Origin of the sequence: Sphingobacterium paludis (genome assembly GCF_004364125.1) — a bacterium.
Lineage (GTDB): Bacteria > Bacteroidota > Bacteroidia > Sphingobacteriales > Sphingobacteriaceae > Sphingobacterium > Sphingobacterium paludis.
In genome coordinates, this window is record NZ_SNZV01000003.1 from 170,739 (window position 1) to 185,840 (window position 15,102).

General features: G+C 46.0%; 13 protein-coding genes. 4 read left to right on the forward strand and 9 right to left on the reverse strand.

The window, feature by feature from the left end:
* Positions 1-42: 42 nt before the first annotated feature.
* From B0I21_RS06775 to B0I21_RS06800, 6 genes are all read right to left on the reverse strand, one after another.
* Positions 43-912 carry a DUF4349 domain-containing protein gene (locus B0I21_RS06775; protein WP_133639719.1) on the reverse strand — a complete coding sequence of 290 codons (870 nt, stop codon included), beginning with the start codon at positions 910-912 and terminating at the stop codon, positions 43-45.
* A 63-nt stretch (positions 913-975) separates the two neighbouring features.
* A complete protein-coding gene (locus B0I21_RS06780; protein ID WP_317130176.1) occupies positions 976-2,019 on the reverse strand; it encodes an LLM class flavin-dependent oxidoreductase in 1,044 nt (347 codons plus the stop codon).
* A 71-nt stretch (positions 2,020-2,090) separates the two neighbouring features.
* The gene (miaE, locus tag B0I21_RS06785; protein ID WP_133639720.1) at positions 2,091-2,672 is read right to left on the reverse strand and encodes a tRNA-(ms[2]io[6]A)-hydroxylase; all 582 of its coding nucleotides are present in this window, start codon (positions 2,670-2,672) and stop codon (positions 2,091-2,093) included.
* An 80-nt stretch (positions 2,673-2,752) separates the two neighbouring features.
* Positions 2,753-3,388 (reverse strand): gluconate 2-dehydrogenase subunit 3 family protein, encoded by a 636-nt coding sequence (locus B0I21_RS06790; RefSeq protein WP_133639721.1) that lies wholly within the window; start codon positions 3,386-3,388, stop codon positions 2,753-2,755.
* A gap of 10 nt (positions 3,389-3,398) precedes the next feature.
* A complete protein-coding gene (locus B0I21_RS06795; RefSeq protein ID WP_133639722.1) occupies positions 3,399-5,135 on the reverse strand; it encodes a GMC family oxidoreductase in 1,737 nt (578 codons plus the stop codon).
* A gap of 218 nt (positions 5,136-5,353) precedes the next feature.
* Positions 5,354-6,577 carry a glycosyltransferase gene (locus B0I21_RS06800; protein ID WP_133639723.1) on the reverse strand — a complete coding sequence of 408 codons (1,224 nt, stop codon included), beginning with the start codon at positions 6,575-6,577 and terminating at the stop codon, positions 5,354-5,356.
* 127 nt (positions 6,578-6,704) lie between these two features.
* Here B0I21_RS06800 and B0I21_RS06805 point away from each other — a divergent pair, with 127 nt between their 5' ends.
* A complete protein-coding gene (locus B0I21_RS06805) occupies positions 6,705-7,310 on the forward strand; it encodes a hypothetical protein (RefSeq protein WP_133639724.1) in 606 nt (201 codons plus the stop codon).
* Positions 7,311-7,459: 149 nt separating this feature from the next.
* On the opposite strand, the gene B0I21_RS06810 is transcribed toward B0I21_RS06805, so the two are convergent.
* Positions 7,460-7,882, reverse strand: a complete 423-nt coding sequence (locus B0I21_RS06810) for a hypothetical protein (protein WP_133639725.1) — start codon at positions 7,880-7,882, stop codon at positions 7,460-7,462.
* 163 nt (positions 7,883-8,045) lie between these two features.
* Between B0I21_RS06810 and B0I21_RS06815 the strand changes: the two genes are divergently transcribed.
* Both B0I21_RS06815 and B0I21_RS06820 read left to right on the forward strand, forming a co-directional pair.
* Positions 8,046-8,969 carry a GLPGLI family protein gene (locus tag B0I21_RS06815; protein ID WP_133639726.1) on the forward strand — a complete coding sequence of 308 codons (924 nt, stop codon included), beginning with the start codon at positions 8,046-8,048 and terminating at the stop codon, positions 8,967-8,969.
* Between the two features lie 2 nt (positions 8,970-8,971).
* Positions 8,972-11,635, forward strand: a complete 2,664-nt coding sequence (locus B0I21_RS06820; protein ID WP_133639727.1) for a carboxypeptidase-like regulatory domain-containing protein — start codon at positions 8,972-8,974, stop codon at positions 11,633-11,635.
* A gap of 135 nt (positions 11,636-11,770) precedes the next feature.
* Here the strand turns inward: B0I21_RS06820 and B0I21_RS06825 are convergent, their stop codons facing one another.
* Positions 11,771-12,337, reverse strand: coding sequence for a DUF4256 domain-containing protein (locus tag B0I21_RS06825; RefSeq protein WP_133639728.1), 567 nt, complete (start codon positions 12,335-12,337; stop codon positions 11,771-11,773).
* A gap of 276 nt (positions 12,338-12,613) precedes the next feature.
* Between B0I21_RS06825 and B0I21_RS06830 the strand changes: the two genes are divergently transcribed.
* Positions 12,614-13,438, forward strand: coding sequence for a hypothetical protein (locus B0I21_RS06830; protein WP_133639729.1), 825 nt, complete (start codon positions 12,614-12,616; stop codon positions 13,436-13,438).
* 80 nt (positions 13,439-13,518) lie between these two features.
* Here the strand turns inward: B0I21_RS06830 and B0I21_RS06835 are convergent, their stop codons facing one another.
* Positions 13,519-14,853, reverse strand: coding sequence for a GH1 family beta-glucosidase (locus B0I21_RS06835; protein WP_133639730.1), 1,335 nt, complete (start codon positions 14,851-14,853; stop codon positions 13,519-13,521).
* Positions 14,854-15,102 lie beyond the last annotated feature (249 nt).

Below are 15,102 nucleotides of genomic sequence, written 5' to 3' on the forward strand. Positions count from 1 at the left end.
ATCTTGTCTAACCTAGCTTTCCTGCTTGATTACCGATGTGCATTATTTTCCATTTCTTGACTTTCGATACCTCCGCCAGCCAGCGAAAACAAGACCAAGCACGATAAGTATCGGCCATAAACTGATGACTGTCAAGAAAATTTCCGCGATCAAACTCCAACCATCGGCCACGGCTTGTTTCAATTGAATCCAAAAGCTTTTGCTGCCCATTGGGGAATTTGCTTGGTACTCGAAGAGCTGTATGGACAACGTACTGTAGTTGACTTGGTCTTTTAGACCGCGCACCAAACTCTCTTGGCTATCGATTTCTTCTTGTAGCTGCCGGATTTGTTCTTGAATATCGAGAAGATCTTTTACATTTTTGGCTTGTCCGACCATTTGTTGGTAACGTTCCAGATACGACCTTTTGCTTTTTAACCGTGATTCGGTATCAAAATAATGCAAGGATACGTCTTCGCTACGTAGCGACCGCTCGGTTAGTTTATCGTTGCCTTGTTCAATTGCCCTGAGGTATTGATCGAGGTGATTTGCCGGAATGCGAACAACCAACGAATAGCTGCTGTAGTTCCCGTTATTGGTAAGTGTTTCCTGTTCGTAGTAGCCCCCATGTTTATCACATAACGCATCCAGCGCGACCTTACTTTTGGTCATGTCTTTTGACTCAATTGCGAGATTTCCGCTGCGGATGATCTTCTTTGTCTGAGGGATAGAACGGAGCGGCGCTTCTGGATTCGCTTCGTTGGCCGGTGCCGCTTGACGCTGCTCCGGGCTAGCTTGTCCCACAACATCGGCTACAGCATTGCCGGTTAAACTTACCTCGGCTAGAGCTGTTTCATTGGTCACCTGTGGCGTACTATTGCAGGCCATCAACAGCGCCCCTAAAATAAATAGCGGAAAACATAGCTTCTTCATAACGTTCTATTTTAGTTATAAAGATGCAAGGCTTTCCGCTATTCCATAAAGGTGAAAAAATATTTATTCTGCTTTTTTCAACGCCTCCTTCACTTTTGGAATGATCTGCGTTCCATATAGCTCAATGGACTTCAACATATCTATATGATCTGGGCTTCCTACATCCATGTGTGCTGAAAATCGTGTTAAGCCAAACATGTCGATCGTATGCAAAATCTGTTCAACAGCTTGATTAACATCACCCACCACAAGATGGCCATGAATAGATCTTCCGAAATCGTATTGCGAGCGCTGATAAGGCGGCCAGCCGCGCGTTGCGCCGATGCGATTCATCTGTGCGGCATAAATAGGGTAGTATTGATCGGCAACAGTTTTACTGTTTTCTCCGAAAAATGCATGCATATGAACGCCCACCTGGAAATCTTTCATATCGTGCCCGTTATCGACCCAAGATTGCTGATACATCTCAAACAGCGGTTTGAAATTTTCTGGCGCACCTCCAATGATAGCGAACATAACCGGTAAGCCCAAGCGTGCGGCGCGAATTACGGAGGACGTTGTGCCGCCTACTGCTACCCAAATCGGCAAGCTGTTATTTACCGGGCGGGGGAAAATCTGTTGGTTGATAAGAGGCTTTCTAAACTTCCCCGACCAAGTGATAGTATCTTGCTTGTTTAAGCGGGTCAACAGTTCCAACTTTTCATCAAAAAGTTCAGCATAGTCTTTTAAATCGTAGCCGAATAATGGAAACGATTCGATAAAAGAACCTCGACCGGCCATCAGTTCCGCACGACCGTTTGACAAAAGATCTACTGTTGAGAAGTCTTGAAAAAGTTTGACCGGATCTGCGGAGCTCAATACCGACACCGCGCTTCCCAGTTTGATGTTCTTGGTTATTGTTGCCGCCGCGGCCAATATAATTTCAGGAGATGCTACGGCGTAATCTTCCCGGTGGTGCTCGCCTATGCCGAAGAAATCGACACCCACTTCATCCATAAGTTTTACTTCGGCAACGATTTGCTGCATGCGCTCTGCAGCTGGCTGTATTTTTCCTGTTGAGGGATCAATTTGCACATCCCCGAACATGCCTATTCCTAATTCAATCATATTTACTTTCCTTTCTTATACAAAAGTACGGGCATTACTATCCTTGAACATTGACCTACATCAAGAAGTTCTTATCCGTGGATATATTCTTTCGTGCCGTAGCTTTGAATAAGCTCGCCTTCAAAATCCAACCATTCTTGCCATCTTTTCTCGACATCCACATCGATGGTGTATTTCTTCGCAAAATTGAGAAAGGTGGTATAATGATTGGCTTCGGATACCATCAGGTCGTAGTAAAATTTTGCCAGATTCTCGTCTTTGATATTTTTGGAGAGCACGCGAAAGCGTTCACAGCTTCGAGCCTCTATCATAGCAGCAAACAACAAGCGGTCTATGAAGGCTTGGTTTCTCGAGCCATCTTTCTTGGCAAATTTGAGCAAGCGCCCAACGTAATCGTCTTTGCGCTCGCGTCCTAATGTGTAGCCGCGTTCCTTTATAATATCGATGACCATCTGGAAGTGTTGCATTTCCTCAATCGCAATGGCGGTTAATTCATGCACCAAATCTTCGTATTCGGGGTTCTGTGTGATGAGCATGATGGCGTTTGAGGCCGCCTTTTGCTCGCACCAAGCATGATCGCTTAGGATTTCATGGAGATTAGACTCGGCAATATTTGCCCACCGCGGGTCTGTCAATAGTTTTAAACCTAACATATCTTTGGATATCGTTTGTGTTCAAAGATACGAAAAAACAGTACGCGGTGGGCAAAGTGGGCGTTAAGGCCCTTTTTCCCTTAGCCAAAAAACGCTTCTGTATCGAAGCCATATGTTTTGAGCACATCTGCTGGGACACCATTCCACACGCCGGGTCTATTTCCCGCATAACCGATGTCTTTGACACCCATTTCGCTGGTAAAAAATCCAGACGCGGTGAAATTACGCATGAGCGCAAAAAAAGCAACGCCTTGCTGCATGGCTGGTTTCGCCGTTTCCGGGTAGGCTATGTCATCGATCAACGCGATCTGCTGCTCTGCTTTACATTTGATAAAAACATTGCCGTAGCGTTTCTGGCACTGCACATCCATCCATTTTAAACCACCCCGCATCGGGATTTTATTGTCCGGCAGATCTTTGACCATAAACTCGATGAAATCAGGCACGCCCGCTTCGGAGGCGCTACCCGAAGTCTCATCTTTTGGGATAATGATGTCGGCTAGCACGGTGATCGTGGCCATCTCATGATCGGTGAAAAATTTTTCTGCCTGTAGTTGCTTATTTCGTTGGTGCTCAAAGTCCTGCACACCGGGCAGTTTATCGGTATCGGCAACCGCGGCGGCATCTTTCGCTTTATCTTGCTTGCAAGCTGTAGCCAATACGCCTGAACCAGCAGCGATAAGACCTAATGCCTTTAACGAATCTCTTCTGTTCATCTTTATATTCTTAGCTATTCAATTTTTTCTTCTCTTCCAAAATATATTCCGCGGTGCGCATCGACAGTGCTAAAATAGTCCAAGTCAAGTTCTTGTCGCCTTGTTGTACGAACGGACCAGCATCCACGACATAGAGATTTTTACAGTCGTGCGCCTGTCCCCACTTGTTAAGCACCGATACTTTGGGATCATTGCCCATCCGAGTGGTGCCCCCCTCATGGATAATCTTGCCTGGCGCTTCTAAGCCATAGAGCGTATCTGCACCTGGAATTTCTGAGGTAATGACTGCCCCCATCTCATGCATAATCGATTGAAAGGTTTCTTGCATATGTTTAGCTTGCGCCACCTCGTCATTTGCCCACTTGTAGTTGAAACGGAGCACAGGAATACCAAATTTATCGACGCGCGTAGGGTCTATTTCACAATAGTTATCTTTTCTGGCCAAGGCTGTTCCGCGGCCTGCCATGCCTACATTGGCCCCATAAAACCGTCTGTAATCATCCTTCAGTCCTTTGCCATACCCGCCAGAAGCTTTTTTCTCGCCATTCTTTCCAGGCACCTTTCCGTTTACATTGGGAACCCAATTTGTAAATCCATAAGACGGCATATGTAAGCCTCCTCCGTATTCGATGTGGTAACCACGTGGAAACGTCAATTTAGCATTATCCTCCCACCAAGGCGAGTAGATGTGTACACTTCCTACGCCATCTTCATTATAGCGTTTACGGTCTAGAAGTTGCGGAAGAAACCCGGAAAGACTTGCTCCCGTAGAGTCGTGCAGGTAGCGACCTACCAAGCCACTGCTGTTGCCTACGCCGCCTGGATGTGCCGCCGATTTTGAGTTGAGCATGATACGTGCGCTTTCGCATGCGCTGGCTCCTAAAATAACGGTTTTTCCTTTTACAGCATATTCTTGCATATCCGTTGTGCTAACATAAGAAACACCAATGGCGATCCCCTCATCATTGGTCAGCACTTCGCGTACCATCGCGTTGTCTATCACTTTAAGGTTGCCTGTTTTCATGGCCGGCATCACCAAGCAAGATGATGAAGAAAAGTCGCCGTATACTTTACACGAGCGACCGCATTGTCCGCAGTAAAAGCATGTGCCGCGGCCTTTTATTTCTGGTGATGCCTCGGTCAGTACCGATCCACGACCTGGGATAACCGGTACGCCGGCTTTTTTCGCACCTTTAGCGATGAAAAGCTCATTTAGCCTAGGTTTTGGCGGTTTCATAAAGATGCCATCCGGCTCGTTGCGTATACCTTCTACGGTACCGTAGATACCTATCATACGGTCCACACGATCGTAAAATGGCTTTACCTCATCATAGGTTATCGGCCAAGCTTCGGTAACGCCGTCTGTGGGTTGAAAATCATCCGGGCCCATACGCAAGGAGATACGCCCCCAGTGGTTTGTTCTACCACCAAGCATGCGCGCACGAAACCATTCAAATTCAGTTCCAGCCACCGTTGTGTAGGGCTCGCCCTCCAATTGCCAACCGCCGAAAGCAGCGTCGAAATCACCGAAGGGGCGCGTTGTCGATGCACCTCTTCGAGGGGATTCCCATGGCCAGCGCAATTGCAATGCATCCTTTGCAGGATCAAAAAAAGGCCCTGCCTCGAGCATCAGCACTTTAAGTCCGGCATGAGCCAGTATATAGCCTGCCATACCACCGCCAGCACCAGATCCCACGACAATGGCATCATACATCTCTGCATTTTCTTTTATTTGATAATCGGTCATAATCTCTTCTCTGTGATAAACGATAAAGGTTTAAATGGCTAAGTATTTCACACTAATACCATTTAGCTAAAGATAAATATAGAAAAAAGGTTTTAATTGGCAAGCACGACAATACGTATTTTTTTTGATACGCTGACCGCAAAGCCTCCCTTAGCGCTGCGGGTCACGCCGCTTACCAATCGCTGCTAGCGACGCCGTGCTACTGGCTTCATGCGCCATTATAACTTATTTTTTGCCTCAATCCATAGCGCCATATATTTCAGGCTGTTTACTTGCTGGCTATGGAGGATCTCGCCGATAAAATGTTGCTGCCGGTGAGCCGGCAAGGCGCAGAGCAGTTGATTGATATGGTTTAGAAAAGCCGGTGTGATGTGCATTTTCCCATATGTATTGTTCAAAAGGTCGACGCCGGACCGCTGAGCCGCTTGCCAGGTCGCTTCATCCTCGTACAAATAAATGGCTTGGTTTACAAAGCTTGACAGATCATCTTCTACAAATCCGTTCCATGTGTCATCCATACGCATCGACTCAGCGCCCACCGATGTCGTGATGCTGGGTGTTCCGGTTTGCATGGCATCAATAAACTTTCCCTTCGCTCCAGCACCGTAAGCAATGGGAGCCAGTAGAACACGATAATTGCTCATCGTTTCCCGTGCATCTGCCGCCCGATCTTTAATCAGGAAACGTTCTTTTGGTTGGTGCAACTGATACACTTTTTCACTGGCATATGCTCCGAATATATGTAATTCCGCATGCGGCAGGCGCTGTCTCAGCAGCGGCCACACCTCATACTTGAGTCGCTGCACGGTATGCCAATTCGGCTCATGCAGGAAATTGCCGATAAATAAAAAGTTTGTGCGGGCGCTATACGGTTTCCAAGCGCGTACATCGGCTTCCAGAATTTCGTCTTCCAGAAAAGGCAAATAATACAACAAGGTATTGGGCACGGAAAAATGCTGCTGCAAGATCGCCATTTCCTGACGGCTAATGATGAGCGAGAGGTCACAGCGCAAGATAGAAGCAATTTCTCTTTTTGCTATCGCGTTGTGCAGGTTCAGCGGCTCGCTTTTCTTTGTGGCATCTTGTCGAGCCTGACGCAAGAAGTGCAGGTCTTCGGTGTCTAACATGCTGAGCGATTGTGGCGAAAATTGCCGAACGCGCCAGCCATATTGCTCTTCGATCATAAAACGATCGTAAATCACGACATCCGGCTGCAATGTGCTTATGAAATCGTCAAAGCGGCTGTCATTGAGTTGTATGTCCACTTCTTGCACGCCGATGCTGCTTAGTGGGTAGCTGTAAGGTGTTTTTCCTGCAGCCGATGCAAACAGCACTTTGGCCCGCTGCGCTAAAAATAGGTTTACCAGCTGGATAATACGCGTGCCAGCCGCCGAAGATTTCGGCTCGGGCCATACCAAGCCGATAAACAATACTGTTTGCATAGGCGCTAATATACATATTTGCTGCGCGGTGACAAAGCGGACGTATCTTGCTAGTAGCCCCCTTCACGCTCATACCACAACGCGAGATTAAACGTTATTCTTATATACATCCAAAAATCACATCCTTATGAATAATCATTTATTTGCATGGCAAAACGGGTTGCTCGAAAAAGTAGCCGAACAGAAGTTCGCTAGCCCCTTACCGAAAGGCCGTATATGCAAAAAACATTTACGCAAGGGCGTACTCGTAGTATGGATGTTCCTATGTCTCTTCTCGTTAACGACGGCCCAGCAACTCTCGTCCGGGTGGCGTATTTCCGAAAGGGAACAACCAAAAACATTTCTTCCAACGGACACCATTATCCTTACCGATGGCAGTTTTCAGGCAGACTCTGTTTTTGGATCGTTAGAAGGCACCTGGATTGGTCAAGGCTATCAACGTGATGCAGATAGCTTTTGGGATATGAAGCTGATCTGCAGAAACGGGCGTTACAGAATCAGCTATCCTTCGATAGGCTGTGGAGGTAAGTGGATTTTGGCCGAAAAGAAAAAGGACAAACTTCTTTTTCGCGAGCAGATAAAAACGGGCAAAGATGCTTGTTACAATAACGGCTTTATTCTTATCGAACCTGTCGTGGATGGCTTAATACGTTTCTCGATCTTCTATCCCAACTTAAATTCACTCAACGCTATTGGTTTCTTAGCCCGTGATGGCAAGCCCATTGCAATGTAGCCTAAAGTTAAGCTCAACGTAATTGATATTACGGGCGTCCCCGTGGATGACTAGTTTTGCCATGCAATACGCTTCGATAAAAGGCTAAACATAAATAGGGTGCACAGCTCACTGCACACCCTTCTCATGTATTTAAGTGTATGTATAAATTATCTTCTCCGAAAGACGATCGTTGTTGTTACGCCGGCCTCGTTATTCACCAATGTAAGCCGCGTCACCGTTTGAATAATACTTTCCTGAACTTCATAGGTTTTGCCGTCGAACACCATACGTTTGTTTGTTTCCAGTAGGTACGGATAAGAAACTGTCTGCCCTCCCGTAAAAACATAGGCGAAATTATCCGATTTAAATTCCAGTGTCTCCCCCTCTGCGACCAATACTGTGGTTTCCGGTGTTCCGCCCGACACAGTAGTCGTCTTGACTACATCAAACCATTTATTCGCACGAATGATATTCAACGCTGTGTCTCGCCCAATATTATCCACTGTATCCTCACTACATGATAACATGCTTAATGAAAATATCGCTGCTATCAACAGCGTCCACAATTTATTTTTTGATAGTACTTCCATCTCTTTCAACTTCTTTTACCCCATCAGTTTACCAAGTATAGTGCCAAAAGGCTCAACGAGCAGAACACGTCCAAAAAAGATAAGATTCAAATCAAAAATTACGAAAAAATTTTATGTTTACGATTTTTTCGTATATATTTGATTTCTTCATAATCCTAATGCCATGTATATAAAATCATTCATTCCTTATGCCTTGTTTAGCTTGCTAGCTGTTACAAGGCTTTCTGCGCAAGACTCAGAAAAGGCCTTGGCCAAAGTGCACTATACATTCACGCACGTGAACGATAGTACACAGCGAGAAAAATTTCTACGTGATGAGGTTGTTACCTATCTCGGCACAACGGGCAACTATTACACCAGTTACTCCAAAACACGCGCCCAAGAGGAAATCGATAAGCAGCTGAAAGATCCTGGTTTCGACGGAGTCTTAAACATTACGCGAAATACGACAGGAATCCCTCAATCCTACTTGTTTGACAAGCAAAAAATGAAAGAAATTGTCACTATTGGTGGAGACAATTTTGCTTTAGACGTGGACTATCCAATATTAGATTGGACGATAACTGACGAAACCAAAACCATTGGCGGCTACAGCTGTCAAAAAGCAACGGCTGCATTTAAAGGAAGGGAATACAGCGCTTGGTTTGCAAGCGAGCTTCCCTTTTCTGCTGGACCATGGAAGCTTCACGGTTTGCCCGGCTTGATCTTGGAGGCAGCTGACGCAAAAAAAGATGTGCAATGGCTGTATGCGGGGTTCGATAAGCTTGACAATAGCGCTATCGCCCTCGCCGCGCCAGAAAATGCGAAGCCATCCACCCAGAAAGAAGTACGTAAACTACAAGAAGCCTTTCAGGCTAACCCACAGGCTTACATGGAAGCGAAAGGTAGAATCCGTGTTGCTGCCGGTTCCACACCGACCGGGGGGGCAGGCCGTGCTACGATTACGGTTCGAAGCTCGGGTTCTGCTGCGGGAAGTAGTTCGAGCTCGACACTCGATGCAAGCCGAATCAAATCAGTCAACATAAAAAGTGCGGAAAACTATTCACCGTCGAAAAACACAAATAATCCCATCGAATTAATCCCTTAACCTTGCTGCGCTATTATATCATCGTATTCTGGACGTTTTGTTGTGCTTTTGCCCTGGCACAACAGAACGCCATCACAGGCCGGCTAATTGATGGCAAAAGCGGACGTGCTATTCCTTCTGCAAGCATCCGCATTCTATCATCAGACAGCAAGATTGTGGCATTTAAAAGCACCGATGCTGCAGGCCTGTTTTACATTCCTTTCGGCAAAGATCCGGCAGGCTACCGCTTGGAAGTAAACCATTTGGGTTACAAAAAATACCACATCGCTTTGCAAGAGGTGACAGAAAACTTTGTCATCTCGCTAGAGGAGCAAGCGATACTGCTGGAAGACGTGGAAGTCAAGAGCAAACCGATGATCCGTCGACTGGGCGACACACTGGCCTATGATGTTGGGCAGTTTGCCCAAGAAGAAGATCGAAGCATAGGTGATGTTATCAAGCGCATTCCCGGCATGGAAGTTAGCGAATCAGGACGTATAAAATACCAAGGGAAAGAGATTTCCAATTTTTATATCGATGGCGATGACCTGTTAGACGACCGCTATGCGCTAGGCACGCGAACGATCCCCCACAAGATGGTAAAAGACATACAGGTCTTGAACAACCATGAGCATCTTAAAGTACTTAAGAACAAACGCTTTACCGATCAGGTTGCGCTCAACTTAGTTATTAAAGAAGATGCGAAACTTAAGATGACAGCGGAAGCAAAAATCGGCGCTGGGCTTCCTCAACAATACGAAAGTGAGCTGAATAACATCTTGTTCAATAAGAAATACAAAATGCTAAACGTGTTAAACGGGAACAACACGGGGATTGACCTCAGCAATGAACTGATCGGCTACAGCCGAGAAAACACATTGGCTCGTCTTGGCACCATGCCCGTCAACAACCTGCTCTCTTTGGGCACGGTAGGCGCACCCCCACTGGCCAAGCAGCACTACTTTTTCAATAACAGCGGCGCTATCAACACCAATAACCTATTCAATTTAAAACGCAATTGGCAACTTAAATCGAATATTCAGGCCCTTTACAACCACAGCCATCAAAATTTTAGCGGCCAAACAGATTTCTTCACGCCGACAGAAACGGTATCTCTCTTCGAGACACAAAAAAGCGAATTGGAGGAGTTTCTTGCCGCCATCCGTTTGTCGGCAAATAAAAATGTAGAAAAGAAATTCATCAGCAATGCCCTATCCTTGGAATATGAAAAGGAAAGGGACTGGGCAGCGATACACAGCAACCGACAAGATATTGAAGCTAAACGACACCATCAGATACGTGGACTGTCTAACCAATTAGAGTACGTACCGGAGTTGGCAAATGGAAAGATTATACAGCTAAGCTGGTTTATCCATTACGGTTCAAAACCGCAGTCGCTGCACTTGCAACCGGGGATATTTCCCAACTTCCTAAACCAGGATCAACCATACGAAGAGACCATCCAACGATTGGATGTTCCAAACTTCTACACGCGATTTTCCTCCGGGTACCGTTTGCCCAAAGGAAAAATAAGCCAATACTACGGGTTCAACGTGAGTTTGGAAAACCAACGACTAAACTCCTCTATAGCGATCGAGCAAGGTGGTATTATCGGCGCGGCGCAGCTTGATTCGAGCAGTAACGCCATGGGATGGTTGCGCGGTCAATATATGGGACAGGCGGAGTATGGGTGGAAGAATAAGCGCCTGGAAACATCGCTCTCCCTGCCTTTTGGCTTTCAGCGCACCACCTATCACGATCCGACGTATGGTCTGGATGAGGCACAAAATCGATTTCTTTTTCTTCCTAACTTCAGCATGAAATACCGAGCTTGGAGCGAGGATGAATTGGACTTTAATTACAATTTTTCGAACAACTTCGGCAATATCCAAGATGTGTACCGCGGTGTTATCATCCGCAACTACAGGTCGCTATCGCAAAACACAGCTGAAATCAATGAAAGCAACACGCATGCATTTGTGTTCAATTATCGGTTAAACCGGACATTCGATATGTTCTATTCTAACGTTGGTTTAAAGTATAGCAGACAACGACGCGAAGCGATGTTGTCGCAGCTAATCAGCAACGATATATCGCAGACCGTCCTGCTTCCCCTTCCTAATGTCGTAAACACCTTTAACGCGCATTTGGGCGTAGACAAATATGTAATGCCGCTTTCCGGCACGGTGAAACTTGGGGCAAGCTGGTCGTACAGCAATTTTCAACAGCTGTTTAACGATGCACTGCTACCTTTTCACAATACCAGCTATACCCTTGATCCACAAATGACGATCAAAATATGGAAACGGATTGACTTTGCCTACCGAGGCAGCCTCCTGTGGTCCACCTCTCGACAACGTGATTTTCCAGGTTTAGCAAACAGCATCTTTTCGGCCGCACAGCACATCAGCATTCCATTTTATCCTGTTAAAGGCGCTGTTGTCCGCGTCACTGGAAGGCATCTTTACACACGTCAAGCTGTGCAGAGCGATTTCAACTATTTCTTTTTGGATGCTTTTGCGCGTTACCGCATAGCGAAATGGAAAACAGACCTAGAGCTCAACCTTAGCAATTTAGCCAACATCAAGACATTCCAAACCTACAGTATCTCGGCGAATCAGCAAGCGCAGAACAATTACGAGCTGCGCGGCCGTATGGCGATTTTAAAGGTTGTTTTTGCGCTTTAACGTGGTGCATAGCGAGTATCCTTCACCGCAGATAAATTCTGCAGAATGGATGCATTTAACTAGCACAACGTATACAGTATACCGCGCTCGCTAACAGACCTTTATGTTAATTGATCAAATATAACATATGTCTAATTAAATTTTCACCGCCCCTCGGAAGCCTCGAGCACCGTAGTAGGAATCAGCGCCGTTGTGGTAAGTAAACACGTGGCCATAACGCCGGTCGCAAAAGAGTGCTCCGCCGTGCTTCCTGATTTCTGCCGGTGTAGCCACCCAACTGGATGTTTTTAGATCAAACTCACCAAGCTGCTGCAGGTTTCGGTATTGCTCTTCGGTCAGGATATCGATGCCGATTTCGTTTGCCATATCCAACGCACAATTTTCCGGCTTATTCGCTTTTCGTGCATCCAATGCCTGCCGGTCATAGCAAATACTGCGGCGTCCCTTCGGGCTTTCGGGCGAGCAGTCGTAAAAGATATAGGCGCCGCTAGCTACTTCAAACCCGATCACATCAGGCTCGCCTTCCGTTCGTTCCATCGCCGCCAAAACAGCAAGCTTCTCAGGTTGTGTTTCCAAACGATTTTTAACCATCTCCCAGCTAAAATCAGCATGCCGCTGCATATTCTTATGAAAGCGGTCAGCCAAAATGTTTAAAAGTTCCGTTATCTCCTCCGCGCTAAGTTGCATGTTGCTATTTTTCATATGATACGTGTTTACTTTTGGCAGATAATCGGCAATTGGAGCATCTCCATCGATCATCAATAACAAAGATAATGAATAAACCATTATGCCTACCGTTGACTTTTTGTTAACCAACCAACGATTTTAGATCCGATAAACGAGGCCGAATCCATTCAAGTGAAGTTGGCGCAGCTTAGCAATAGAGAAGAGGAAGAAAAGGTTCGATAATTATCAAATTGTATATAAAATTGCTAATTTCATCGCTATTCATTCATTGCATCCAGGGAAATGAGTTTAATGGCATCAAACATCTTGATTATGGGGAACCAATCGCTTCTATGGATCGCGTTATTGCTATTGGCGTCATGCGGAGCGCCGGCACCTCAGGACGAAAACCTAAACGTAGATTCGATTCATGTTGAAGAACGTGGACAGGATAGCCTATTGTTCGGCGATAGCCAGCTACGCATTTTTAAAATTGACTCAGCGGCCTATTTTCAGGTTCGCAGGCTGCCACAACACGATACACTGCCGTATGTGGAAGATCTGGCAGAAACGAAAACGCTTTTGAAAGGACGGGTAATTTTCGGCGCATCGGTCTTTCAGGAGGGCAAAAGCAGCGTAGACAGTAGTGTTCACGGAGGGGCGCTTTATTCTGTGCGTTTCGCTAATGGTGATTCGCTTACATTTCGCGATAGGCCGGAGTTTATGGAAATTGGGTTCGTTCGCTACTACCCAAGTGAAGATATTCTTGTTTTCGAGGGCGGACATTCCTCAGATTATACGATCGATCTACGCAGGGGTTTGCTGGGACCAGAAGTTGTTGGTAATCCCAGTTATATAAATGAGTCGCCGGGAAGGCCGTTTCGATTGAACGGCTGGTTCCCCGGACAGGAATGTTCGAGTTATTTTTTACAGCAACGAAGCCGAAATGGCTACCAAAAGTACGCCGAACTTCCGCTTCATCTTCATACGAGCGACTTCGCCCTTTGCACGCTTGTCGATATTTTCTGGTCGTCCGACAGCACGCTCTATTTTAGGAACAGCTATTTTGATGGCTTTCAAGATCCACGATCTGGCTTTTTCAAATTAGTTATTCTTCAGCAGAGGGATCCTGATTAGCCTGGTATTGCGCAGCATCTTAGCGACAAGCTGGTCAGCAAGAGGCGATCAGTGCTGCTTACGAAGACTCATTTGGGGCTTTACGCTAGAAAATTTGCATACCATCGTCCTGACGATTTGATGGTGCGCTTTTGGGATTGGAAGTCGACGTGCACCAGTCCAAAACGCGGGAAATAACCCTCTGCCCACTCAAAATTATCCAGAAAAGTCCACACGAAATAGCCCTTCACCAGCACACCCTCTTGCTGTGCTTTATGCACCTGTTGTAGGGCGTCTTGCAGATAGCCTAATCGCTTAGGGTCATCCACTTCGCCGTCCAATACCTGATCGGGAAAGGCAGCACCATTCTCGGTAATGATCAACGGCGGAATGTTCTGGTAAGCACTGAATTTTTTCAGGACATGGTAAATAGATTCCGGATAAATTTCCCAGTTCATAGCCGTCATAGGAACTTTCCGATCTTTCGCGGAGACGATCTTGGCCTGCAAATATGGTACAAACATCGCATAGCGAATTACTTCGCGGGTGTAATTTTGAAGACCAATGAAATCCATATCGAAGCGCAGATCAGCCTCGTCATGCTGCTGCATATAGCGCTCTATCCTTTTGAGTGACTTAATCTCCATCGTGGGGTAACCTAAGCCAAGCAGGGGCTCGATAAATAACCGATTGAGCAAGACGTCAGCCTTTTTTGCAGCAACAATATCCTTATCGCGATTGCTAAAGGGTTCCACGTGTGAACACGAAAAGGTGGTCCCGACCCAGCTGTCCTGCTGCAAAGATTTTATAATTCTTCCGCCATATGCCTGGGCTAACGAAGCATGATGAGCCGCCGCCAAAAAACTGTCAAGACCTCTTTTTCCGGGTGCGTGTACGCCAAAAAAATACCCCGCCGCAGTAAACACTGTTGGCTCGTTAAGCACCATCCAATTTTTAACGCGATCGCCAAAATGTTTCACACATATACCCACGTAGTCGCCAAACCAGTCTTTCACTTCTCTGTTTATCCATCCGCCACGGAGTTCTAAAGCTTGTGGCAAATCCCAATGATACAACGTAACCCAGGGAACAATGCCTAATTCGAGGGAAAGGTCGATCAGCCGATTGTAAAAGTCGATTCCTTTTTGATTGACTTCACCTGTTCCATTCGGCAATATGCGGCTCCATGAAATCGAAAATCTGTAATTTTTAATGTGCATACGGTGCATCAAATGCAGATCTTCTATGTAGCGGTTGTAGAAGTCGCATGCGATATCGCCCTTATGGTTTTGAAAAATTTTATTCCTTTTCTGCACGAAAACATCCCAAATAGAGAGTCCCTTACCATCGTGCTGATGCGCGCCCTCTATTTGATAGGCCGCAGTGGAAACGCCCCAGGCAAAGTCATCGCCAAAGGCCTCCTTAGTTAAATGCATGCATGTATTGATTACTGTAAACCTCTATCTTAAACAAGAATCTGTTTCGAAAGTTTACCATCTGGTAGATTAGGCCGATTTAATCCTATGGGATCGAAGTGGCGAATAGAATGAAGAGAACTGATTTATGAACAAACGAAAAACAATTTTCTGTAGGAAGTATCTGAGCTTTTTCATGATCGGTATTCTTTTACTGAAAAACACAATGTACAACACGAAGTTACGAGAAACTTCATAAACACCACATAA